The sequence below is a fragment of the Enterobacter sp. N5-15 genome (assembly GCF_057221635.1).
In genome coordinates this window covers 4,167,984-4,190,032 of the sequence record NZ_CM170150.1, presented here as the reverse complement: position 1 = coordinate 4,190,032, position 22,049 = coordinate 4,167,984, and the positions used below count along the sequence as shown (strand labels likewise).

Below are 22,049 nucleotides of genomic sequence, written 5' to 3'. Positions count from 1 at the left end.
TTAGATATATCGTATTCACCAGAGAAGGGGCTACAAATGGCATCTACCCGTTACCCACAGCGTGTTCGTAATGACCTGCGTTTTCGCGAGCTGACGGTGCTTCGCGTTGAGCGCGCCAGCGCGTGTTTTCAGCGTATTGTTTTAGGCGGCGAGGCGCTTGAGGGCTTTAGCTCCCGGGGTTTCGACGACCATACCAAAGTCTTTTTCCCGGCTCCTGGGGCGGTGTTTGTACCGCCGGTGGTCACCGATGAAGGCATCGACTGGGGCGACGGCGTGCGTCCTCAGGCGCGAGACTATACGCCGCTTTACGACGAGGCAAATCATGAGCTGGTGCTCGATTTCTTCATTCACGACGGCGGCATTGCCAGCCGCTGGGCGGTCGAGGCGAAAGCGGGGGACAGGCTGACCATCGGCGGCCCGCGCGGTTCGCTGGTGGTGTCGGAGGATTACGCCTGGCAGCTGTACGTGTGCGACGAGTCCGGCATGCCCGCGCTGCGCCGACGCTTAGAAAGCATTGCTAAACTGCCGGTTCGCCCGCAGGTTCATGCGGTAGTGACGGTCGGGGACGAATCTTATAAAGAGTATCTGGCACACCTGAACGGGTTCGATATCACCTGGGTGATGGGCCATAGCGAGCAGGCGGTAGCGGACCATCTGGCGGCGCTGACCGTTCCGGGGGAAGACTATTTTATCTGGCTGACCGGGGAAGGAAAGGTGGTGAAGACGCTGAGCCGTCAGTTTGAAACCGATGCAATTGACCAGCAGCTGGTGCGTGCCAGCGCATACTGGCACGCCAAATAATCAGGCGGCGGAATCCAGCTGCGCTTCGTTCACCTGATGTTCGAGCGAGGCGCGGACCTCGTGCAGCGCTTTCTCCTGCTGCGCGAAGTATGCTTCCATATTGTTGAGCGATGAGACCAGCAGCCAGGATTCCTCTTTCTCCAGTTCCGCCAGCTCGTTCACTAAGATGTCGATCTGCTCGCGGACCTGCGCCATTTTCTTGCGGATGCGTTCCAGATCGTTCAGCCTGTCGCTTGCCATCAATGGCTCAAAGCCCTGCTGCAGGCGGGCCACCAGTGAGCGAATGGTTTTAACGTCACCACGCTGCTTCGCCTGGTTGAGCTGCACCATCATCGCGTTGGCTTCTTCTTTCAGGTCGTCCGCCACCAGATCCGGGTGGCAGAGCTTGCTCGCCTGACGCCAGAGACGCTTGAGCTCGTTCCGATCCTCTTCCGAAAGATCCTTGCCCTTGCGCAGCCGCACTTCGGCATCGTGGTGCTGCTCGCGATACTTCTCATACTCTTCGTTAGCGTCGTCGCGCGCCTGACGCGCAGGCTCCTCTTCGCGCGTTAAGCCGCTTTCCAGCTCCAGCGCTTCGGCCAGCAGGTTGGCAATCAGATTGCTTTGCTGCTCCAGATGCTTACGCGTCTCAGCGGCCTGGACGGAGTCGGCCGGGAGATCGCGCCAGCGCTGGGTGAGCGTCGCCAGCACCTCTACCGCCTGCGCCATATAGCGCTGGCAGCGACGATAATCTTCCTCGCGACGACGCGCTTCCGCCTGCTGGCGACGCAGGTTGAGCTCTGCCAGGGTTTTACGCAGGGCGAGGATCTGCTGCATCAGCGGGCCGAGACGGGAGAAATAGAGATCGTTGAACTCATCGAGCTGCTGCACCCGGGCGTTGCGGCGGTCAATCAGATCGCGCAGACGCTCTTCCAGCGCCTTTAGCTCCAGCTTGCTGGCGGCCACCTGCGGATCGCGCCACTGGGTCACGGCGCGCTGGCCCTGCAGCCAGGCGGTAATTGCCGCCATCGCAGAGGTGTAGTTCTTCTCCTCAAGCGCCACGACGATTGCCTGTAGCTCATCGTCAAACGCTTCATTTTTCAGGCGTGTCAGCTGGCTCTGGATGATGTCGTCATCTTCCAGTTCAATGGCATTTTTAATGATTTCTAGCCGTTTGATCGGTGTGCTCATGATGCCTTTCGCTTTGGCGCTTAAGTATTTGAGTTAAGGTTAGTTGTTGTAAAAGCTACAGGAAATAATACACACGGATGATGATCGGCGCGATGGGGGATTTCTTTAGTTTTTAGGGTTTGTGAGTAAAGAGACAGGATGGTTTGCGTTCCCCGTTCCCGTTCTGCCAATGTTTCCACGCTTTGCCATGGGGTTCGCAGCGCTTTCCGTGCCTGAGGAGCATCATATAGCAATGGACATTTCATTGTACAAATCGTATTCGTGAATTCCTCAAAATCCAACGTCACGCTCATTTTTATTACACTAAACCTAAATTTATTTTTTTTAGTTGACCTTTATATCTATGAGTGATTTGTTAATAACATTCCGGGATGTTAATGGCCCGGCATTGTCTCCCGGGAAATAAGCAATGGTATATATAAAGGTAACGGTATGCGATTTTTAAAATATATAATTATTCCAGCAATAGTGAGTCTTTCTGGTTGTAGCACTTTCTTTCCTGAGCCGAAAATGTACACTCCTCCTCCGAATAGCGAGGATGTGGCTAAGATTCGCCTCATTGGCCCGCCGATGAGTTATGGCATCTATCAGTATGATAAGGCAGGTAAAGAAACTGGTGGATGGGTACTCAAGCACAATCGCTATCTGAACCCTTTCCTTGGGTCGACAAAAGATATTGGTCTCCCTAAAGTGACGGGTAAGAAATATGATAAAGACTATTTTGAAACGCTGATTGTGCCAGACGAAAAAACGACTGTTCAGCATGCTTTATACCAGGGATGTAATGTATCGCTCACCTTCACGCCAGAAAAGAAAAAGATTTACGAAGGCCATATTAGCTATAGCGATAAAACGGGATATTGCGTGCTTTATATGAAAGAAGTCGCGCTGGATACCGTCAATGGTATTTATATTGAAAAGGATTTTGTACAGTGAGAACCATGAATGTCTTAGGTGTGGCGTTAGTCTGTCTACTGAGCACCTCTTGTGCATCAAACTACGATGGAACTAAGGCAACAAGCCTGGCGCAGTATTCTGAAAAAGAGATAAAGCATAAGCTGATCCCAGAGGTCACGACCCGCAAAGATGTACTGATTGCTTTTGGCGTGCCTGCCAATACGGCTGACTACAATAATACGCGCCACTGGGAATATACGTCGCAGATCCTCGACCGTCGTATCTATCTCATCATTCCACTTAATCTGGACCGCAAGCAGCAGCTGTCCGTTGATTTTTCTGATAAAGGAATTCTGACTTCATACAACTACATCGAAAAATAAGGTTTAAAATCAATCAAAAGGCTGGCGAGCGTCGTCAGCCTTGAATCTGGCCGCCTCAGCTCACCTCGCTGTAAATCCCCACCACGCGACCCACCGTTTTTATCTCGTCGATACCACATTCAAACGGAACCTTGCCGCCCGCCACGTGGAGTTTTTTACCCGGCAGCAGCGTTAGGTCGCGGATGCTGGCGGTGCCTTCAATCTCAACCAGCCACAGGCCGTCGGTTAACGATGCGTCTTTTTCAATAAAGTGCAGCTTCCCCTCCGCCCGGACGGCGATACCGCGCGCCAGTGGTTTGCTAAAGAAAGCAGAGTCGATACTCAAAATAGTATTTTCTTCCAGTCTTCCATCACCGAGTGTGAACATGGAAACCGAAACCGGATCGCCCGGCGCGGGGTGACCTTCAAACTGCGCACCTTGCCCGGTCATCAGCCAGCGAAGGCTCGCGCCGGTGTCCAGCGCACACTGAACCGCAAAGTCGTAAGAGATGGTACCGCGCGCGTAGCGGTTCTGAAGCGAGCTGGCGGCGATATTGAAGTGCCGGGCCAGCTGGATTTTCTGCGTGAAACCATATACCTGACAGATTCTATCGAGTAACTCTTCATTATTCACTTGAGAATCTAAAATCAAAATATATTCCTTTGGGTGTTTACTAATGCTCAATTGGGTATTAGTATCATTACAAATTCGGGCAATCAGCGGCAGACGTTGGCAAACAGAGGCTAATGATTGCAGACATTATCAAAATGGGAATCATGCAGCATGGCTTCTGAAATCGCAATCCTCAAACGGTGGAAAAAAGCCGTGCTGTGCCCGTTTTCAGCACATTAGCGTGCGGTGAATTTATGCGAGGGGAGATATGGCGATAGAAGCTGCCCGTGCAAGGGTTCCACTTAGCGTGGGAGCGCGTCTTAACGGGCTTAACCACGTCGCTGAGCTGCGCGCCCGATACGGGGGCGATAGCGGGAAAGAGCTGGCGCGGTTTATGGCCGAGCTGCGCGATAGGCGCGATCCCTGTTTTGAGGAGAACAGCAGGGCGCTGGCCGCCCTCTTTTTCCTGGCGAGATTACCCGTCGCCCGTCATGAGTGCGATATCAGCGAGCTGACGACCGAAGAGAAACGGGCGCTGATTAACGCCATGAACCATTTTCGTGCTGTTGTGAGTTTATTTCCTGAACGGCTGACCATGCCGATATAACCCAACCAAAAACCTGATGGCGTAAACCCGCCGGGCACCCTATTGCCTGAAATTAAGGAGAACGCGTGATGCGAAACAGTGAAAACCGCCCTTATCCGATCGGAAGTGAAGAACTGAAACGCCTGCTGATGGAGGCAAAAACGGAGGAACGATGCGCGCGAGCCCTCGCGGTCTCCCTGCGCCTGGAGGCGCTGGCGAGCCATATCTACAAAACCGGCATGAGCGGAGAGGACGTTGCCGAACTGCTGTGCCACGAGGCGGCCCGCTACGAGCGTGAATCACAGGAGCTGCACTGATGGCCGATTTTATCGATCTTGCGCAGGCGCGCGAGCAGGAGGACAGAGAGCGGTACATTAATCGCGCCCGCAGACGGCCCGCATCGCCTTCGCGTTTCCTCTGCGAGGACTGCGAGGCCCCGATACCGGAGGCGCGCCGAATGGCGGTGCCCGGCGTGGCCCTGTGCGTAACCTGCCAGGAGATCGCGGAGATGAAAAATAAACACGTCCGGGGAGGATAAGTTGGCTACGTCATTTGCTTATCCGTGGAATGCCCCGCGGTCGGCCATTGCCAGCCCTTATCTCACCCATGCCCAACAGCAGCGCCGCGATAGCCTTTTCGCGGCGCTGCAGCAGGCAAGAAGGGCTCTCGCACAGCAGCCCGACTGCGTACGCTTCGAGGTCTGGCGCACGGTTGATGCCCTCGAACAGCATCGGGGCAGCCCGCAGGCCAACGCCTTTTTGATCCGCTTCTGCAAAAGGATGTTACCCCGCCTGCGGCGGGTCTCTGAACGCTATGGCTGCACAGGCCTGCACGACGAGGTCTCCAGGGCCGTGTTTGACGGCCATTTCGACACTCAGCTTCTGCAATACCTCGCCTCGCGGATGGTCGAACTGGTTGCCCGCTATAACCGCCTTTCGGATATGTCCCGCGCGGATATCGACCTGCTGGCCGCAGATATCGCCAGCTTTATTCGCGGCGATCTGGCGAATATTAAGGATGCTGAGATGGGGGAATACCAGACGCTGTACGTCTGGTATCAGCGCGCCGGGCTGATCGCCCGGCAGTTCAACGTGTCGCCTCCGCACTGGGAGCGGGTGTCGAAGACGTTTTTCGACAAAGATGACGTTGCTGCGGCGGTGATCCGCATGTTTTCCGAGGCGTGGTGGCGCGGGCGTCTGCGTCGGGTCGCGGCTGCCTGGCGCGAGCATTTGCAGATCGCCCTCGGCAACGTCAGCAAACGGAGAACGGCGTATGCGAGCAAACGCTGCGTGACCGAGTGGCGCGAGCAGAAGCGCCGCACCCGCGAATTTCTCAAGGGTATGGAGCTGGAAGATGAAGAGGGCAACCGCATCAGCCTGATTGAAAAATACGATACCTCGGTGGCTAACCCGGCGATACGCCGCTGTGAACTGATGACCCGCATCCGCGGGTTTGAAAATATCTGCGAGGCGCTGGGCTATGTGGGCGAGTTCTATACCTTAACCGCGCCCGCGCAGTATCACGCGACGCTGAAATCAGGTTACCCCAACGCGAAGTGGAACGGGGCCAGCCCGGCGGATACGCAAGGCTACTTTACCCGGCTGTGGGCGCGTATCCGCGCAAAGCTCCACCGTGACGGGCTCCGTATTTTCGGTATCCGCGTTGCGGAACCCCATCACGACGGTACGCCCCACTGGCACATGCTGATGTTTATGCTGCCGGAAGATGTCGAATGCGTTCGCCAGATTATCGGGGACTACGCGCGGCAGGAGGAGAGCGCTGAACTGCAGAGCGAAAGCGCCAGACAGGCGCGCTTTCACGCGGACGCGATCGATCCGCAGAAAGGCAGCGCTACCGGCTATATTGCCAAATACATCTCAAAGAATATCGACGGCTATGCGCTCGATGGCGAGACCGATAACGAAAGCGGCGGATTGCTGAAGGAGACGGCGTCCGCCGTGTCGGCATGGGCAGGGCGCTGGCACATTCGCCAGTTTCAGTTTATCGGCGGCGCGCCGGTAACGGTCTACCGCGAGCTGCGGCGTCTGGCGGATCCCGAAGCCGCGCGCGGTCTGAGCGTTGAGTTTGCCGCCGTCCATGAGGCTGCCGACGCCGGGGACTGGGCGGGTTACGTCACTGCGCAGGGCGGGCCGTTTGTACGTCGCGATGATTTACAGGTGCGCACCCTGTATGAGCCGCACGCCGGGTTTAACCAGTACGGCGAGGAAACGGTCCGCATCCGCGGCGTGTACGATCCTGCCGTTGGCGCGGGCAGCCCGATTATAACCCGACTCACGCAGTGGAAAATTGTGCCGAAGCGGGCCGCGGATCTTAAGGACGCGCCTGTATCCTCTCGGAGTTCTGTCAATAACTGTACGCAGGCCGATCTTTCTCAACCCCTCAGCCGACGAGCGAGACGGGCGTTAACCGAACGCATCAAATTCATCCGCCCTGGCGCGTCGTCGCCCATCGTCTTCGCGAGCGACCCGCAGAACGGGGTTCCGGAGAAGGTGATCGATGAGATACGGCTCGCCACCGGGATAGCCATCACTCGGGGAGAGGCCCTGCATCTAATGGCGGGAGGCATCAGCCGCTTTAACGATAAATGGTGCAGAGGCGCAGCCGACGGATCGCTATTTCCGGCACCGTGCTCTTACCAGCAAAAGGCGCGGAAAATCCTTGAACGTATTGGGTATTTAACGGATCTCTTCGCTCAGAGAGCCCGCTAATCTCCATCCATATCATGTACATACCGTGAAGGGTTCTGATTTTTCGCTTCACTCTTTTTATGAATACGTGCTACTGTATGTTTATACAGTATCTCGTGGTGGAGGTTGTGTGGACAGAGAGTTGAACGAGCAGGTCATGATTGAGCGAGTCGAGCTGATTGCGCGACTGACGACAGAAGGAACGTGTCAGGAAAGAGATCGTGAGATTGCCCTGAATTTGATTGCTGAGATTGCGCGGGGAAATTTAATCAAGAACAACGCATTTACCGTTGTTTTCTCAGCATCGCCTGTTCCGGAACGAATCAAAAAAGAGGGCAACGTTCGGGTGAACATTACTCTCGATAAAGATCAGCAGATTGGCCATGCCGTCGTTGAAGCCTTTCAGTGCGAACTGACCCGCAGAATACGATCCCTGTTTCCGTCATCGCGGGTGAACGTGAAAATAGGATCGGTGACGGGGGTCGAGCTCCAGGGGCTTGAAAAAGAGGCCGATCGCGAAATGCTGGACGCTATTCTCCGGGAAGTCTGGGAAGACGAGAGCTGGCGCTAGCCCCGGCGTCATCACCCGTACCAACACCCTCATTCCTATTTTGCGCTTCCGTTGAACCACGCTTCGCTGCTCGCGGACGATCTGTTGTGCCCGCGATTGTCCATCTGTCAGCGATAGCGAAAAGCCTTCTGGCCCGGGAAACTCTAGGGTACCTGGAAACCGGATGTTGGGAGCGTCTGATGAAAATCTATGCAATGCAGGGGGACACGCTTGATGCCGTTTGCGCCCGCTTTTATGGGCGCACGGCTGGCGTCGTTGAAGCCGTTCTGAAGGCCAATCCTGGCCTCGCGGAGTTAGGCGTTATCTTGCCTCACGGCACGCCGGTAGAGATGCCGGAGGTGAATAGCGCCCCCACAAAAGAATCCGTAAACCTATGGGACTGAGCCTGGAGAAAATCACCACGTTTATCGCCTACTGGCTGGCCGTGGCGCTAGCCTGGTTCGGGGCGATGTCTCCTGAAAAAGTCGCGCTGTACGTGGGGAGTCTTTGCGCCATTTTTACCGCGCTGACGAATTACTGGTTTAAGCGCAAAACCTGGCGCTATCTCCAGTCTCTGGGCCTCGATAAGAAGAGCATTCGTGAACTCAATCATTAAGCGTTGCAGCGTCGCCGGCGTGCTGGCCCTGGCGGTGCTGATGCCTGACTTTCGATTACTGAAAACGTCCCCGGAGGGGCTGGCGTTGATTGCCGATCTCGAAGGATGTCGCCTGTCGCCCTACCGGTGTAGCGCCGGCGTATGGACGTCAGGCATTGGGCACACGGCAAACGTTGTGCCGACGCGGGACATTACCGAGCGTGAGGCTGCGGTAAACCTGGTCGCTGATGTGCTCAACGTTGAGCGGCGTCTGGCGGCGTGTGCGTCGGTAGAGATGCCACCCCGGGTCTACGACGCGCTGGTGAGTTTTACGTTTAATGTCGGCGCAGGCGCCGCCTGCCGTTCGACCCTGGTGTCCTTTATCAAACGTAAACAGTGGTCGCAGGCATGCGGGCAGCTTACCCGCTGGGTGTACGTCAACGGCGTCAAAAATGCCGGGCTGGAAAATCGTCGCGTCCGCGAGAAGGCCTGGTGCATGAAGGGGCTGCGATGAGAACCCTCATGCTGGCGCTGGCCGGGCTGTTGGCCATCACGCTGTGGCTTCGTCATGACAACCTGAACCTGTCCCGTTCCTTAGCCAACGCCAACCGGGTCGCCAGTGAGCAAAAAACGGCCCTCGCCACGCTTAACCAGCAGCTGTCCCTGTCGCAGCGGATGGCCAGAGCAAATGAAAATGCCCAGGTCAGGCTCCGTGAGGAGCTTGTTACCGCGGGCGAGGAGAGGGCAAGACGGGAAGCGACTATCGGGAGATTACTCAATGAAAATGAAGCGTTACGCCGCTGGTATACCGCTCAGCTGCCTGATGCTGTCCGCAGGTTGCACACCCGCACCGCCTGCGCCTCCGCAGCCCATTGTTTACAACGCCTGCCCGAAGGTGAGCCGCTGCCCGATGCCGGGAAGCGAGCCCGCCACTAACGGCGATCTCAGCGCGGATATTCGCAGGCTGGAACACGCCCTTATCGCCTGCGCGCTGCAGGTTGAAACCATCAAAGACTGTCAGGATAAACTCGATGCACAAACTCAAGAGCCTGCGTCAGGCATTAATTGACGCGATCCCCCAACTCAATGCCAACCCGGAGCGCCTGCAGATGTCGATCGGAGGCGGCAATATTGACGCCCGACTGGCCTCCTCGCTCTCCTTTGAAAAGCGGTATGCGCTGAACGCGAAGGTCAGCGGCTTCACCGGCGACAGCGACGGTTTTTTCGTCCCGGTACTGGCCTGGCTTCGGGAAAACCAGCCGGATATTTTTACCCTCGATGAAGGACGCAAAAACGGTTACACCTTCGCGATCGTCTTAAACGATGACGATACGATGGATATCACCATCAGCGTGCAATTAACCGAGCGTATTCTTGTTTCCCAGGAACAGGGCGCTCTGCACGCGACGTATTCCCCCGAGCCGCCGCTGCCGGAGCCCGTCACGCGGCCGAAGGCGCTGTATATCAACGGCGAGCTGGTCAGCCAGTGGGAGGACTAAGTTCCCCGCGCTGAAGGCCGCCATTCGCCTGCCGTCTTGACCGCTTGTTGTATCATCCCGCAGAAAACCCCGTCTCGTTGCTGCCGTTCTTCCTGAACGGCATTCTCTTCTCATGAATACATTAACTTCCATGAACGGTATCGCTCGCGCGATCCGCAATCTGATTCGTATCGGTGTTGTGACCGACGTTGACCTTAACAGAGGGCTTTGTCGTGTCCAGACCGGCGGGATGAAAACCACCTGGCTGAACTGGCTAACCTGTCGTGCGGGACGTTCGCGCGTCTGGTGGGCTCCTTCCGAGGGAGAGCAGGTGCTGCTGCTGGCCATCGGCGGCGAGCTTGATACCGCCTTTGTGCTGCCCGGCATTTTCTCTGACGACCATCCGGCGCCGTCCGGATCGGCTGACGCGTTCCACGTCTCGTTTCCGGACGGCGCGGTCATCGAGTACGAACCCGGGCGCGGGGCGCTGACGGTTGCAGGGATTAAAACGGCCGATATTACCGCCTCTGAATCGCTGACCGCCACCGTGCCGGAGGTGCGGGTGACGTCAACATCGCGCATCACGCTGGATACGCCTGAAGTGGTGTGTACCAACAGGTTAATTACTGCCTCTCTTGAAGTGCAGAAGGGCGGCGTGATGGCCGGAAATATTGAGCATTCCGGCGGTAAATTCACCTCCAACGGGGTGCAGGTGGACAACCACGCGCACGGCAGTGTGCAAAGCGGCGGAAGCTGGACTAAGGGGACACAATGACGGTGCGTTACAGGGGGATGAACAGGCAGACCGGGCTGAGCATTTCAGAGGCTGAACACATCCGGCAAAGCGTGCGCGACATTCTGGTTACGCCGATCGGCTCACGGGTCATGCGCCGGGATTACGGCTCGCTGCTGGCGGCGATGATCGACAGGCCGCAGAGTCCGGCGCTGCGTCTGCAAATCATGGCCGCATGCTATTCCGCCATCCAGAAATGGGAGCCGCGGATAAGCCTGACGGCCATCACTTTCGAGCGTTCGGAGAACGACGGGACGTTGTATGTCGATATCACCGGCACGCGCCCGACCTCCGGACAATCCTTTTCTATCACCATTTCACTGAGTTAAACGCTATGGCTATTGTTGATCTGAGCCAGCTCGCCGCGCCTGATGTCGTGGAGGAGGTGGATTATGAAACGCTGTTGGCAGAACGAAAGGCCACCTTTGTCTCCCTCTATCCGGAAGAGGAGCGAGAGGCGATTGCACGGACGCTGACCCTGGAATCCGAGCCGATTGTGAAGCTCCTGCAGGAGAACGCCTACCGGGAAGTTATCTGGCGCCTGCGGGTTAATGAGGCTGCGCTGGCTGTGACGCTTGCCTATTCTGCCGGTCACGACCTTGATGTTATTGCGGGAAACAATAATACCGAACGCCTGACCATCACCCCAGGAGATGACACTACCATTCCGCCAACGGCTGCCTTCATGGAGTCTGACGCTGACCTGCGACTGCGCGCGCAGCAGGCATTTGAGGGACTGAGCGTCGCGGGGCCGGTTGGAGCCTATGAATATCATGGTCGAAGTGCCGACGGACGGGTCGCTGACGTTTCGGTTGAAAGCCCTCAGCCTGCATATGTGACGATTTCGGTGTTATCCCGTGAGGGTGATGGCACCGCTCGTCCTGAACTACTGGCGGTTGTTGAAAAAGCGCTTAACGCTGAAACCGTCCGCCCGGTCGGCGATCGTGTGACTGTTCAGTCAGCAGAAATTGTGCCTTACAAGATAAACGCAACGCTCTACGTTTATCCCGGACCAGAGTCTGAACCCATCAGGCAAGCTGCAGAGCAGAAGCTGCAAAATTATATAAGCGCACAGCATCGACTTGGACGCGATATCCGTCTGTCGGCCATTTATGCAGCACTTCACGTTGAAGGCGTGCAGCGCGTTGAACTGGAATCTCCCCACTCTGACATTGTACTGAGTAAGTCGCAGGCATCGAACTGTACCTCGTATCAGATAGCTATCGGGGGTTCGGATGAGTGAAAGGCTATTACCCGTTGGATCCTCACCGCTGGAAATCGCCGCTGCTACTGCGCTCTCGAATATTGAGCGTGTGCCGGTCTCGCTACGCACGTTATGGAACCCCAGCGCGTGCCCGGTAAATTTGCTTCCCTACCTGGCATGGGCGCTGTCGGTAGATCGTTGGGATGAGGCGTGGCCGGAGAGCACGAAACGCAGCGTCATTATGTCCTCGTTTTTCGTCCATCAGCATAAAGGAACCATCAGCGCATTGCGTCGTGTGGTGGAACCGCTTGGCTTTTTGATTGAGGTGCGGGAGTGGTGGCAGCTCGGTGAGGAGCCAGGCACATTCCGTCTGGTTGTCGGTGTGCTTGATAACGGCATCACTGACGAAATGTATCAGGAGCTTGAGCGCCTAATTGAGGATGCCAAACCGGCAAGTAGACACATGACCGGGCTGGCTATCAGCTTGAGCTCAACGGGAGAGTTTTATGTCGGCGCAGGATGCTATCACGGCGATGCGCTGGCCGTTTACCCCTACACCACAGAGGAACTTATTGTCGGTGGTGATTATTACCCGGCCTCGGCCATCCATTTGATTGATAACCTGAGAGTGAACGCATGACCGCAAAATACTTTGCCATACTGACGAATCAGGGCGCGGCGCGGCTAGCTAACGCGACGGCACTTGGTACGCAGCTCAACCTGACGCAAATGGCGGTAGGAGACGCTAACGGAACGTTGCCTACTCCCGATCCGGCGCAGACGAAGCTCGTCAACCAAAAACGCATAGCGCCGCTGAACCTGCTCGCTGTTGACCCAAACAATACCAGCCAGATCATCGCTGAACAGATTATTCCCGAGAATGAGGGCGGTTTCTGGATCCGAGAGATCGGTCTCTATGACGACGACGGCATTCTGATCGCCGTGGCCAATTGCCCGGAGACATACAAGCCTCAGCTGCAGGAAGGCAGCGGCCGCACGCAGACCATCCGCATGATTCTGATTGTGTCGAGCACAGCGTCAATTTCCCTGAAAATTGATCCATCCGTTGTGCTGGCAACGCGCCAGTATGTTGACGATAAAGTTATTGAGGTAAAGGGCTACGCTGATGATCAGATTAAGAAGCATATTGCTGCTGCTAATCCGCATAAACAGTACCCTTTAATCGCCAATGCGTTAAAAGAAATTGCCGATGCAGGGTTGAGTGCTGAGGTTCTCAAAAACCTTGGTTTGGGAGAAGGGTCAGCTCTGCCGGTTGGCGTCCCCGTTCCGTGGCCGTCAGCGACACCACCGACGGGATGGCTCAAATGTAACGGAGCGGCATTTACGGCTGCGCAATATCCGAATCTGGCACTTGCCTATCCGGCGCTAAAACTTCCGGACCTGCGCGGTGAGTTTATACGCGGCTGGGATGACGGGCGTGGTATTGATGCAGGGCGCGGCCTGCTATCGCTTCAGATGGGTAGTTTGATGGCTGTATCTATTTCCGGTAGTACAGAAGATGATGTGATGAACACCATGCATGTATATGCACCTCCTGACTACAAACCATTAATAGATGGTGTGGGCATGGATTCAATGGCTAATTATCAAAAGCCTTTTGCTGTTAACCGGCTGTCATCAAATGGCACTATCCCGTACTCAACCGCACAATTAAGCACAACAGTTAGTGGTCAATCCGCAGTGGGTGGTGTGGCAAGACCACGGAACGTCGCATTTAACTACATCGTGAGGGCCGCATAATGGCTAAAGCTGAGCTAAATAGTGAATTTATCGCCACTGTGGCTGGGGATATTATCGTCTATAACTTTAACGGTGAGTCGTACGAGTACCGGTCCTCATCCGTTGAGTATCTCGCCGTGGGAGTCGGTATTCCAGCCTTATCCTGTACTGATGGGCCAGGAGAGCAAAAGGATGGTTTTGCCATTTGTCGTACAGCAGACTTTACGGCGTGGGAATATGTTACCGACCATCGAGGTGAAACAATCTACGGCACCAAAACTGGTGAAGCACTTGTTGTATCTTTACCAGGGGATTACCCAGAAGAGACCACGACGCTGGCTCCTGCTACGCCATACGATACGTGGAACGGCAGTGAGTGGGTTACGGATACCGACAAGCTACATACCGCAGACGTGGAAGCTGCAGAAAAGCAAAAATCAGCTTTATTAGTTAAAGCGCAGGCAACGATCAGCCTATGGCAGACGGAGCTGCAGTTAGGCATTATCAGTGATAACGATAAGGCCAGCCTGATGCTCTGGCTGACCTACATAAAGGAATTGCAAGCTGTCTTTCCTGACGCTGCACCAAATATCAAATGGCCTACACCTCCGGTTTAACAGGCCAACTAACATCGGGAGCCGTCGACACCTCGACGGCTTTAACCGCAGCTTTATATGACATCCACGATGACAGTTTCTTTTTATTTTCTTCACTGATATCGCCTAGCATCAGCTCTACCCGCCAGTCGGAGGTTAGGTCATCAGCATTAACGAGGAGTGCTTGACGGTGTTGTTCTGCATCAGCAATATCACCTTGATGTTTTGCGGCAGAATCAGTCACCCATTTATCTCCGTCCCATTTATCATATGGTGATGTAGGTACATTTGGCGTTGTCCCTGTGGGATAACCCCCTAGTTCCGTCACTTCAACTTGTTGCATCGTCTCTGTGCTAAAAACGGTTTGGCCTCTGTGGTCGGTGATATATTCCCATGATGAAAGGTCTGCTGTACGGCAAATGGCAAAGCCGGCTTTACCCTTTCCCGGAGCATCAATGCAGGAATTTGCAGGAATACCGACCCCCACGGCGAGGTATTCAACGGATGAGGACTGAAATTCACGGGACTCACCGTTGTAGTTAAAAACGGTGATATCACCGGCGACTGTGGCAATAAGTTCTTTATTTAATTCTGCTTTAACCATTATGCAGCCCTCACAATGTAATTGAATGCAATGCTGCGTGGACGATTTTCAGAGGCGATAGGGACAACTTTAGAGGCGTCAAAGCTAAAGTTAACCACTCCGTTTCCCTGACCAGGAGCTGACATTGTTAAACCATTTGTTTGAGAAATATTTTCTATAGTTCCTCCAAATGCTCCATCGCGATAAATGCTTGGGAACAGCTGGGCATTACCGAACTTACCAGTGATGTTTCGAATCGCGTCCGACTGAGCAGACAGCAGGCTACGCCCGGCATCCACGCCACGCCCGTCATCCCAGCCGCGTATAAACTCACCGCGTAAATCAGGTAATCTGAGCGCAGGATAAGCCAGTGCCAGCTTGGGATACTGAGAGGCCGCGAACACCGCTCCGTTACATTTGAGCCATCCCGTCGGTGGTGTCGCTGACGGCCACGGAACGGGAACGCCCACCGGCAAAGCTGACCCTTCTCCCAAACCAAGGTTTTCGAAAATGCGTGTTTATCAATTAACTGGCATGATTTCCGGTTTTGACGGAGAGAAATACCATGTTTATTGGATACATACGCGTGTCAACAAATGAACAAAACACCGCCTTACAGCGTGACGCGCTGAAGCGTTCAGGATGTGAGCTAATTTTTGAAGATAAAATCAGCGGTAAATCGACAAACAGACCGGGACTCAATCGTGCCCTCAGACAACTTAATGCGGGCGACACTCTCGTTGTATGGAAACTCGATCGTCTCGGGCGCAGTATGCGCCACCTTGTTTCAATGACCGAGGAACTACGCCAGCGAAGCATTAATTTTCGCAGTTTGACTGATAGCATTGATACATCAACGCCAATGGGGCGTTTCTTCTTCCATATTATGGGGGCGCTTGCTGAAATGGAGCGTGAACTCATTGTCGAGAGGACGTGCGCCGGGCTGGCCGCAGCGCGGGAGCAGGGACGAATTGGTGGCAGACGCCCTAAATTGACGCAGGAGGAATGGGCTCAGGCTGGCAGGCTGATTGCTTCCGGGGAATCCCGACAGCGCGTTGCGTTAATTTTTGATGTGGGTATTTCCACGCTTTATAAAAAATTCCCCGCCACGGCGATCGGACAATCGTTGTGCCAGCGGCCGCTGGACAGGGATGGTTAGCTCATAGCAAGCCCAGCCGCGACAATATCACTCACCAACTAACCAAGGAGTTAAACGGATGAGTGATTTTCACCACGGCGTGGAAGTTATCGAAATCAACGATGGCACCCGCACCATTTCCACCGTCTCGACGGCAATCATCGGCATGGTCTGTACGGCCAGCGATGCTGACGACAAGACATTTCCTTTAAATGAGCCCGTGCTCATTACTAACGTGCAAAACGCGATTGCGAAAGCCGGCAAGGCGGGGACGCTGTCCGCTTCTCTGCAGGCGATCGCCGACCAGTGCAAACCGGTTGTCGTTGTTGTTCGCGTGGCCGAAGGCACCGCAGAAACCCCGGAAGAGGCGCGCAAGCAAACCGTTTCCAACATCATCGGTACCACCGATGAAAACGGTAAATATACCGGCCTGAAGGCGCTTTTGACCGCGAAAACGGTGACCGGCGTTAAGCCGCGTATTCTCGGGGTGCCGGGGCTGGACTCTCAGGAAGTGGCGACCGCGCTGGCCGCCATGTGCCAGAGCCTGCGCGCGTTCGGCTATGTCAGCGCGTGGGGCTGTAAAACCATCTCTGAAGCGATCGACTACCGCAAAAACTTCAGCCAGCGCGAGCTGATGGTTATCCATCCTGATTTTCTGGCATGGGATACCACCACGAACGCAACGACGACGGCCTGGGCTACCGCCCGCGCGCTTGGCCTGCGCGCCAAAATCGACCAGACAATCGGCTGGCATAAAACCCTGTCAAACGTTGGCGTCAACGGCGTTACTGGCGTAAGCGCCTCTGTCTCCTGGGATCTGCAGGAACAGGCCACCGATGCGAACCTGCTCAACCAGGCTGGCGTTACCACGTTGATTCGCAACGACGGCTTCAAATTCTGGGGTAACCGTACCTGCTCAGACGATCCGTTATTCGTCTTTGAAAACTACACCCGTACCGCACAGGTGCTGGCCGATACCATGGCGGAAGCGCACGCGTGGGCGATGGATAAACCCATCACGCCAACGCTTATCCGCGACATCGTCTCCGGTATTAACGCCAAGTTCCGCGAGCTGAAAACCAACGGCTATATCGTCGACGGCTCCTGCTGGTATGACCCTGAGTCGAACGATGCATCAACCCTGAAAGCGGGGAAACTGTATATCGATTACGACTACACCCCTGTCCCGCCGCTGGAAAATCTGACCCTGCGCCAGCGCATCACCGATACCTATCTGGCAGACCTGTCAGATTCGGTTAACAGCTAAGGAGCTGAAGCATGGCGTTACCACGCAAACTTAAATACCTGAATATGTTCAACGATGGCCTGAGCTATATGGGCGTTGTTGAGTCTGTGACCCTACCGAAGCTTACCCGCAAGCTGGAGAAGTATCGCGGCGGCGGTATGCCGGGCTCGGTCTCTGTCGACCTCGGCCTGGACGATGACGCCCTGGCGCTGGAGTGGACCGTTGGCGGTCTGCCGGACGCCGCGCTGTGGGCGCAGTACGCCTCTCCGGGCGCGGACAGCGTGCCGCTGCGCTTTACCGGCTCTTATCAGCGCGATGATACCGGCGAAATCTCCGCCGTCGAAATCGTCATGCGCGGCCGCCATAAAGAGTTTGATGGCGGTGAAAACAAGCAGGGCGAGAGCGGCACCACCAAGATGTCCACCGAGTGCGCTTACTACCAGCTGACCATTGATGGCAAAGAGATCATCGAAATCGACATCATCAACATGGTGCTCAAAGTCGATGGCGTCGATCGCCTGGCAGAACACCGTAAGGCCATCGGCCTGTAACCCTTTAACCGGCTGGGATTACCGGCCGGTGAGTTAACTTTCTGAAGAGTAACGAAATGGAAAATATCAACGAGACCGCCATGAACGAAAGTGAAAACCCACATATCGTCACGCTTGATAGCCCCGTTCAGCGCGGTGAGCAAAAAATTGAAAAGGTAACGGTTTCTAAACCCAATGCGGGGACCCTGCGCGGGGTATCGCTGGCGTCGCTGGCGCAATCTGACGTCGATGCGCTGATTAAGGTGCTGCCGCGAATGACCTCGCCGGCGCTGACCGAGCATGAGGTTGCGCGCCTGGATGCCTGCGATCTGCTCTCTTTTGCAGGTAAGGTGATCGGTTTTTTGTCACCGGCTTCGGCTCGCTGAAATTTCCCAAAAATGTGTCGGTCGACGATCTGATGGCGGATATCGCGGTGATCTTTCACTGGCCGCCGTCAGAACTGTACTCCCTTAGCGTGACCGAACTCCTCTTATGGCGCGAAAAAGCGCTGCAGCGAAGCGGAAACCATCATGAGTAATAATGTCAGTCTTCAGGAGCTGCTTAAGGCAGTCGACCGGGCAACCCGACCGCTTAACGCTCTCCAGAACGCCAGCCTCACTCTCGCGAGCGATATCCGCGAGGCGCAGACGGCGCTGGGGGCACTCGATGAGCAGGCGGGGCGTATTAACGGCTTCAGGAAAGCAAACGCCCAGCTCACCGTGACGGAGCAGTCGCTTGCTCAGGCGAAACAGCAGGCAGCGGCGCTGGCGGTGCAGCTTAAAAACACGCAAAACCCCACCCAGGCACAGGCTGATGCGCTGACTGCAGCCCGAAAATCGGCGGCCGACCTTAAGCTTGAGTACAACAGCTTACGCTACTCGGTACAGCGTCAGCGCGCTGAACTCGCTCAGGCGGGAGTCAACACGCGCACGCTCTCGTCTGATGAGCGTCGTTTACGAACTCACATCAGCGAAAAAACGCAGCAGCTTAACCGACAGCGTGATGCGCTGGCCCGCGTCAATCAGCAGCAGGAGCGGCTGAGTACCGTTCAGAATCGCTACGAGTCAGGCAAACGCGTTACCGCGCGGGTGCGTCAGCTTGCGAATACGGGTGTGGGCATAGCAAAAGCGGGCTTTGACCAGACGTCCCGGTTTATGGCGCCAGGCATCAGCTTTGAAAAGCAGATGTCGGCCATTCAGGCAAACCTTGGTCTGGCGAAGGGGGATCCCCGGCTTGAGGCGATTCGCCAGCAGGCGCGGGAGGTCAGTGCCAGGACCGGTGTACCTGCAGATACGGTCCTCCGGGCACAAACCGAACTGACTCGTTCAGGCTATGACGCCGATGGGCTGCTTGCGGCCACCGCGCCAACGGTCAACCTCAGCCTGGCGGGGAATGTCGACGCGGCTAACGCGGCCGATATGATCGCCAGCACGCAGGCCGCGTATAGCCTGGCCGATGCGGATGCGGGACGCATCGCAGATGTGCTTACGCGCGGTTTTACCTCTTCGAATACCAGCCTCGCTGAGATGGTAGCGGCCGTCACCTCTGCTGCGCCCGCTGCGGGTGCATCCGGTATGGGGCTTGAAGAGACCACCGCGCTGCTTGGCGTTCTGGCTGAAAAAGGGATGAAAGGCGCCGCCGCCGGGGACGCGCTCAGCGCGATGTTGCGCCATGTTCAGACTCCGGATGCCATAAAAGCCTCGGGGGCGCTGGCTTCCGCTGCGGGTGATGGATCGCTTGATGAAAAACGCCAGCAGTTGCAGGGGGCAAAGGGCAGTACCGCGATTGCGGCGTCCGTGCAGACCGACAATCTTGACGGCGATATCAACCGATTCCAGGCCGCGTGGAACGGGTTGAAGATTGATGTATTTGATAAAGTGGATGGCGCTCTGCGCAACCTGATAACAACCGCAACCGGCTGGCTTGGCACGGCCTCTCTTTGGGTGAATGCCAACCCTGAGCTGACGCAGACCCTCGCCAGCATCGTTGTTGGCGCCCAGGCGTTCTCTGGCGTACTGGGTGGCGTAGGCACGGTTGTCGGCCCGGTTCTGACGGGCGTCAATATGGTTATTACCGCGGCCGGGATGTTGGGAACGGTATTCAGCGTGGTGGGCGGCGCCATCATGACGGTGCTGGGTGCCCTTAGCTGGCCGGTAATTGCCCTTGGCGCGGCGATTGCTGCCGGTGCCTTACTGATTTTTAAATACTGGGAGCCCATCAGCGCCTTCTTTGGCGGGGTAATGGAAGGGCTTTCGACGGCTTTCGCACCGCTGGGTGCGCTGTTCTCACCGGTGATGGCGGTGTTTGACTCTATCTCGGAGAAGCTGGGCGGTATCTGGCAATGGTTCACCGACTTAATCACGCCGATCAAGGCGACGCAGGAAACGCTGGATGGCTGTAAAAACGCTGGCGTGATTTTTGGTCAGGCGCTGGGCGATGCGTTAATGGCACCGCTTGATCTCTTTAACAGCCTGAGCGGCAAGGCCAGCTGGCTGCTGGAGAAACTCGGTCTTATCAAAAACGAGTCGGGCGATCTCGACGCCGCTGCGGCAAAAGCAGAAGCGGCATCCTCACCGGCGGGCAGCGCTTATATTCCGGGCACGGGGATCTCTGGCGGCAGCCTGGGGTATCAGCCGACCATCGCTACTGGAGGACGCTCTTACGTCGATCAGAGTAAAAGCGAATATCACATCACGCTGCAGGGGGGCACGGCCTCCGGAACGGATCTGACGCGTCAAATCCGGGAGGAAATAGAAAACAGTGAACGTGATAAAGCGAGACAGCGGCAATCCAGCTTTATGTATGTTTGAGGAGAGAGAAAATGTTAATGGTGCTGGGTCTGTTTGTCTTTGAACGACGAACCTTACCGTATCAGTCAATGATATTCACAAAAGACTACCGCTGGGCATCCAGCGCTCGCATCGGGAAACCCAAAGCCTGGCAGTACCTTGGCGAAGGGGATACATCCTTCAGCCTCTCCGGCTTACTCTACCCGGAACTCACGGGAGGGCGGCTTTCTCTCAAGGCGGTTGAGCTGATGGCGAATGAGGGGCGGGCATGGCCGTTGATAGACGGTACCGGCATCATTCACGGCATGTTTGTCATTGAGAAAGTTACGCACACGCATTCGGATTTTTACAGCGATGGTACCGCACGAAAAATTGATTTTACCCTGTCGCTAAAACGCGTGGATGAATCACTGATGGCGACGTTTGGCGACCTGCGAACGCAGGCCTCAGAGCTGGTGGAAAGCGCACGCAATAGCATCGGAGGGCTGGTGGGATGATCGCCGAAATGAATATCCGGGCGGGTGGAAAAATCGCCCCTGATTTTATGCTTAAGCTTGACGATCGTGATATCACGCAAAATTTCAGCCATCGTCTTATCAGCCTGACCATGACCGACAAACGGGGGCTGGAAGCCGATCAGCTGAATATTCAACTGGATGATTCGGACGGGCTGCTGGACTTGCCTGCCCGGGGGGCAAGGCTGTCCTTATGGCTGGGATGGGAGGGAACCCCGCTCGAGGAGAAAGGGGACTTTACGATTGATGCGATTCAATTCCAGGGCGCGCCGGACACGCTGACCATCCGGGGATTCAGCGCGGATTTTCGTGGAAAGCTAAACGTGCGGCGCGAACAGTCGTGGCATGACACGACGATTGGCGCGATAGTCGATACCATCGCTCAGCGTAACCAGTTGACCGCCAGCGTCGCGTCGCGGCTTGCATCCATCGCCATCTCTCATATTGACCAGTCTCAGGAGACAGACGCGGCGTTCCTCTCCCGCCTTGCTGAACGTAATGGAGCATTTGTTTCAATCAAAGCCGGGAAGATTATCTTTATGAAAGCGGGCCAGGCCGTGACGGCCAGCGGCACTCCGCTTTCCTTAATGATGATTGAACGTGGGGATGGAGATAAGCACCTTTTTTCCATAGCTGACCGTGAAAATTATTCCGGCGTAACGGCCAAATGGCTGCAAACGCGTGACCCCAAACAACAAAATCCTCAATTGAGTATTAATCGTCAGTCCGGAGGACAGCCGGCAGAAGCACTGCAGCACCCGGATGCCGCCGCACCGGTAGCGGAAGCAGGAGGCAAGGAGCAGAAACCGCAAGAGAAGCTGGTGGGATCGGCGGAAAACGTATTTGAGCTCACTACGGTTTATGCTTCTGAAGAGCAGGCGCTCAGGGCCGCAGAGGCGAAGTGGCGCGCGCTTCAGCGGGGAACCGTGGAGTTTTCCATCCAGCTTGCGCTGGGACGCGCCGATCTGTTCCCCGAAATGCCGGTGCTGGTAAACGGTTTTAAACGCGTCATTGACGAGCAGGCGTGGATCATCAGCGAGGTGGTGCATACCCTCAACAACAGCGGATTTACCACGCAGCTTAAGCTTGAGCTGAACGTCACCGACGAAAAATTTACTGTTGATAGTGAGTAATGTAGTTGCTATTGGTTTTATT

32 protein-coding genes are annotated in these 22,049 nt (G+C 55.7%); 28 read left to right on the top strand and 4 right to left on the bottom strand.

The genetic code is table 11. The annotated features are described in order from the left end of the window. The first annotated feature begins 36 nt into the window (after positions 1-36). Positions 37-801 carry a siderophore-interacting protein gene (locus AC2TE5_RS19780; RefSeq protein WP_213328920.1) on the top strand — a complete coding sequence of 255 codons (765 nt, stop codon included), beginning with the start codon at positions 37-39 and terminating at the stop codon, positions 799-801. Here AC2TE5_RS19780 and AC2TE5_RS19775 read toward each other — a convergent pair whose 3' ends face one another. Next, positions 802-1,971, bottom strand: a complete 1,170-nt coding sequence (locus AC2TE5_RS19775) for a coiled-coil domain-containing protein (protein WP_213328921.1) — start codon at positions 1,969-1,971, stop codon at positions 802-804. 432 nt (positions 1,972-2,403) lie between these two features. On the opposite strand from AC2TE5_RS19775, the gene AC2TE5_RS19770 reads away from it, so the two are divergent. Both AC2TE5_RS19770 and AC2TE5_RS19765 read left to right on the top strand, forming a co-directional pair. Further along, complete coding sequence (locus AC2TE5_RS19770; RefSeq protein ID WP_084492154.1) at positions 2,404-2,907, top strand: hypothetical protein; 504 nt, start codon at positions 2,404-2,406, stop codon at positions 2,905-2,907. After that, complete coding sequence (locus tag AC2TE5_RS19765; protein WP_213328922.1) at positions 2,904-3,251, top strand: hypothetical protein; 348 nt, start codon at positions 2,904-2,906, stop codon at positions 3,249-3,251. The genes AC2TE5_RS19770 and AC2TE5_RS19765 overlap by 4 nt, the downstream gene beginning before the upstream one ends. 55 nt (positions 3,252-3,306) lie before the next feature. Here AC2TE5_RS19765 and AC2TE5_RS19760 read toward each other — a convergent pair whose 3' ends face one another. Then, complete coding sequence (locus AC2TE5_RS19760) at positions 3,307-3,882, bottom strand: phage repressor protein CI (RefSeq protein ID WP_484612252.1); 576 nt, start codon at positions 3,880-3,882, stop codon at positions 3,307-3,309. Positions 3,883-4,111: 229 nt separating this feature from the next. Here AC2TE5_RS19760 and AC2TE5_RS19755 point away from each other — a divergent pair, with 229 nt between their 5' ends. From AC2TE5_RS19755 to AC2TE5_RS19675, 17 genes are all read left to right on the top strand, one after another. Then, positions 4,112-4,450: a DUF5347 domain-containing protein gene (locus tag AC2TE5_RS19755; RefSeq protein WP_484612251.1), complete on the top strand. Its 339-nt coding sequence runs from the start codon at positions 4,112-4,114 to the stop codon at positions 4,448-4,450. A 68-nt stretch (positions 4,451-4,518) separates the two neighbouring features. Beyond that, the gene (locus AC2TE5_RS19750; RefSeq protein WP_041908021.1) at positions 4,519-4,746 is read left to right on the top strand and encodes a DUF2732 family protein; all 228 of its coding nucleotides are present in this window, start codon (positions 4,519-4,521) and stop codon (positions 4,744-4,746) included. Further along, positions 4,746-4,967, top strand: a complete 222-nt coding sequence (locus AC2TE5_RS19745) for a TraR/DksA family transcriptional regulator (protein WP_193941385.1) — start codon at positions 4,746-4,748, stop codon at positions 4,965-4,967. Before AC2TE5_RS19750 ends, AC2TE5_RS19745 begins: the two co-directional genes overlap by 1 nt. A 1-nt stretch (position 4,968) precedes the next feature. Continuing rightward, positions 4,969-7,158, top strand: coding sequence for a replication endonuclease (locus AC2TE5_RS19740; RefSeq protein ID WP_484612250.1), 2,190 nt, complete (start codon positions 4,969-4,971; stop codon positions 7,156-7,158). Positions 7,159-7,267: 109 nt separating this feature from the next. Further along, a complete protein-coding gene (locus AC2TE5_RS19735; protein WP_063144865.1) occupies positions 7,268-7,708 on the top strand; it encodes a DinI-like family protein in 441 nt (146 codons plus the stop codon). Positions 7,709-7,887: 179 nt separating this feature from the next. Then, entirely contained in the window at positions 7,888-8,091 is a 204-nt protein-coding gene (locus AC2TE5_RS19730) for a tail protein X (protein WP_023309248.1), read from the top strand. Further along, positions 8,082-8,303 (top strand): phage holin family protein, encoded by a 222-nt coding sequence (locus tag AC2TE5_RS19725; RefSeq protein ID WP_029741404.1) that lies wholly within the window; start codon positions 8,082-8,084, stop codon positions 8,301-8,303. The genes AC2TE5_RS19730 and AC2TE5_RS19725 overlap by 10 nt, the downstream gene beginning before the upstream one ends. Next, positions 8,287-8,796 (top strand): lysozyme, encoded by a 510-nt coding sequence (locus tag AC2TE5_RS19720; protein WP_213328928.1) that lies wholly within the window; start codon positions 8,287-8,289, stop codon positions 8,794-8,796. The genes AC2TE5_RS19725 and AC2TE5_RS19720 overlap by 17 nt, the downstream gene beginning before the upstream one ends. Beyond that, complete coding sequence (gene lysB, locus AC2TE5_RS19715) at positions 8,793-9,218, top strand: Rz-like lysis system protein LysB (protein ID WP_484612249.1); 426 nt, start codon at positions 8,793-8,795, stop codon at positions 9,216-9,218. Before AC2TE5_RS19720 ends, lysB begins: the two co-directional genes overlap by 4 nt. Next, on the top strand, positions 9,106-9,351 hold the full coding sequence (gene lysC / locus AC2TE5_RS19710) for an Rz1-like lysis system protein LysC (RefSeq protein ID WP_484612248.1): 246 nt from the start codon (positions 9,106-9,108) through the stop codon (positions 9,349-9,351). Before lysB ends, lysC begins: the two co-directional genes overlap by 113 nt. After that, a complete protein-coding gene (locus tag AC2TE5_RS19705) occupies positions 9,314-9,781 on the top strand; it encodes a phage tail protein (protein WP_484612247.1) in 468 nt (155 codons plus the stop codon). The genes lysC and AC2TE5_RS19705 overlap by 38 nt, the downstream gene beginning before the upstream one ends. 112 nt (positions 9,782-9,893) lie before the next feature. Continuing rightward, the gene (locus AC2TE5_RS19700) at positions 9,894-10,535 is read left to right on the top strand and encodes a phage baseplate assembly protein V (RefSeq protein ID WP_484612246.1); all 642 of its coding nucleotides are present in this window, start codon (positions 9,894-9,896) and stop codon (positions 10,533-10,535) included. Beyond that, positions 10,532-10,882: a GPW/gp25 family protein gene (locus tag AC2TE5_RS19695; RefSeq protein ID WP_023309241.1), complete on the top strand. Its 351-nt coding sequence runs from the start codon at positions 10,532-10,534 to the stop codon at positions 10,880-10,882. Before AC2TE5_RS19700 ends, AC2TE5_RS19695 begins: the two co-directional genes overlap by 4 nt. 5 nt (positions 10,883-10,887) lie before the next feature. Next, positions 10,888-11,796, top strand: a complete 909-nt coding sequence (locus tag AC2TE5_RS19690; protein ID WP_484612245.1) for a baseplate assembly protein — start codon at positions 10,888-10,890, stop codon at positions 11,794-11,796. Continuing rightward, positions 11,789-12,397, top strand: coding sequence for a phage tail protein I (locus AC2TE5_RS19685; protein WP_484612244.1), 609 nt, complete (start codon positions 11,789-11,791; stop codon positions 12,395-12,397). Before AC2TE5_RS19690 ends, AC2TE5_RS19685 begins: the two co-directional genes overlap by 8 nt. Then, the gene (locus AC2TE5_RS19680) at positions 12,394-13,518 is read left to right on the top strand and encodes a phage tail protein (protein WP_484612243.1); all 1,125 of its coding nucleotides are present in this window, start codon (positions 12,394-12,396) and stop codon (positions 13,516-13,518) included. The genes AC2TE5_RS19685 and AC2TE5_RS19680 overlap by 4 nt, the downstream gene beginning before the upstream one ends. Beyond that, a complete protein-coding gene (locus AC2TE5_RS19675; protein WP_484612242.1) occupies positions 13,518-14,114 on the top strand; it encodes a tail fiber assembly protein in 597 nt (198 codons plus the stop codon). Before AC2TE5_RS19680 ends, AC2TE5_RS19675 begins: the two co-directional genes overlap by 1 nt. Here AC2TE5_RS19675 and AC2TE5_RS19670 read toward each other — a convergent pair. Then, complete coding sequence (locus tag AC2TE5_RS19670) at positions 14,098-14,697, bottom strand: tail fiber assembly protein (protein ID WP_484612241.1); 600 nt, start codon at positions 14,695-14,697, stop codon at positions 14,098-14,100. The genes AC2TE5_RS19675 and AC2TE5_RS19670 overlap by 17 nt on opposite strands. Beyond that, complete coding sequence (locus AC2TE5_RS19665; RefSeq protein WP_484613368.1) at positions 14,697-15,146, bottom strand: phage tail protein; 450 nt, start codon at positions 15,144-15,146, stop codon at positions 14,697-14,699. Before AC2TE5_RS19665 ends, AC2TE5_RS19670 begins: the two co-directional genes overlap by 1 nt. A 95-nt stretch (positions 15,147-15,241) precedes the next feature. On the opposite strand from AC2TE5_RS19665, the gene AC2TE5_RS19660 reads away from it, so the two are divergent. Genes AC2TE5_RS19660 through AC2TE5_RS19625 form a run of 8 tightly spaced genes read left to right on the top strand, consistent with a single transcriptional unit; the run spans position 15,242 to position 22,027 of the window. Further along, on the top strand, positions 15,242-15,835 hold the full coding sequence (locus AC2TE5_RS19660) for a recombinase family protein (RefSeq protein ID WP_213328934.1): 594 nt from the start codon (positions 15,242-15,244) through the stop codon (positions 15,833-15,835). Positions 15,836-15,893: 58 nt separating this feature from the next. Next, entirely contained in the window at positions 15,894-17,081 is a 1,188-nt protein-coding gene (locus AC2TE5_RS19655) for a phage tail sheath protein (protein ID WP_193942018.1), read from the top strand. Between the two features lie 11 nt (positions 17,082-17,092). Then, positions 17,093-17,611, top strand: coding sequence for a phage major tail tube protein (locus AC2TE5_RS19650; RefSeq protein ID WP_023309235.1), 519 nt, complete (start codon positions 17,093-17,095; stop codon positions 17,609-17,611). 56 nt (positions 17,612-17,667) lie between these two features. Further along, positions 17,668-17,976: a phage tail assembly protein gene (locus AC2TE5_RS19645; protein ID WP_029741760.1), complete on the top strand. Its 309-nt coding sequence runs from the start codon at positions 17,668-17,670 to the stop codon at positions 17,974-17,976. Between the two features lie 32 nt (positions 17,977-18,008). Then, positions 18,009-18,128 (top strand): GpE family phage tail protein, encoded by a 120-nt coding sequence (locus tag AC2TE5_RS19640; RefSeq protein ID WP_023616176.1) that lies wholly within the window; start codon positions 18,009-18,011, stop codon positions 18,126-18,128. Further along, complete coding sequence (locus AC2TE5_RS19635; RefSeq protein ID WP_484612240.1) at positions 18,121-20,400, top strand: phage tail tape measure protein; 2,280 nt, start codon at positions 18,121-18,123, stop codon at positions 20,398-20,400. The genes AC2TE5_RS19640 and AC2TE5_RS19635 overlap by 8 nt, the downstream gene beginning before the upstream one ends. A gap of 11 nt (positions 20,401-20,411) precedes the next feature. Further along, the gene (locus tag AC2TE5_RS19630; RefSeq protein WP_339275339.1) at positions 20,412-20,876 is read left to right on the top strand and encodes a phage tail protein; all 465 of its coding nucleotides are present in this window, start codon (positions 20,412-20,414) and stop codon (positions 20,874-20,876) included. Continuing rightward, entirely contained in the window at positions 20,873-22,027 is a 1,155-nt protein-coding gene (locus AC2TE5_RS19625) for a phage late control D family protein (RefSeq protein WP_484612239.1), read from the top strand. The genes AC2TE5_RS19630 and AC2TE5_RS19625 overlap by 4 nt, the downstream gene beginning before the upstream one ends. Positions 22,028-22,049: the final 22 nt, after the last annotated feature.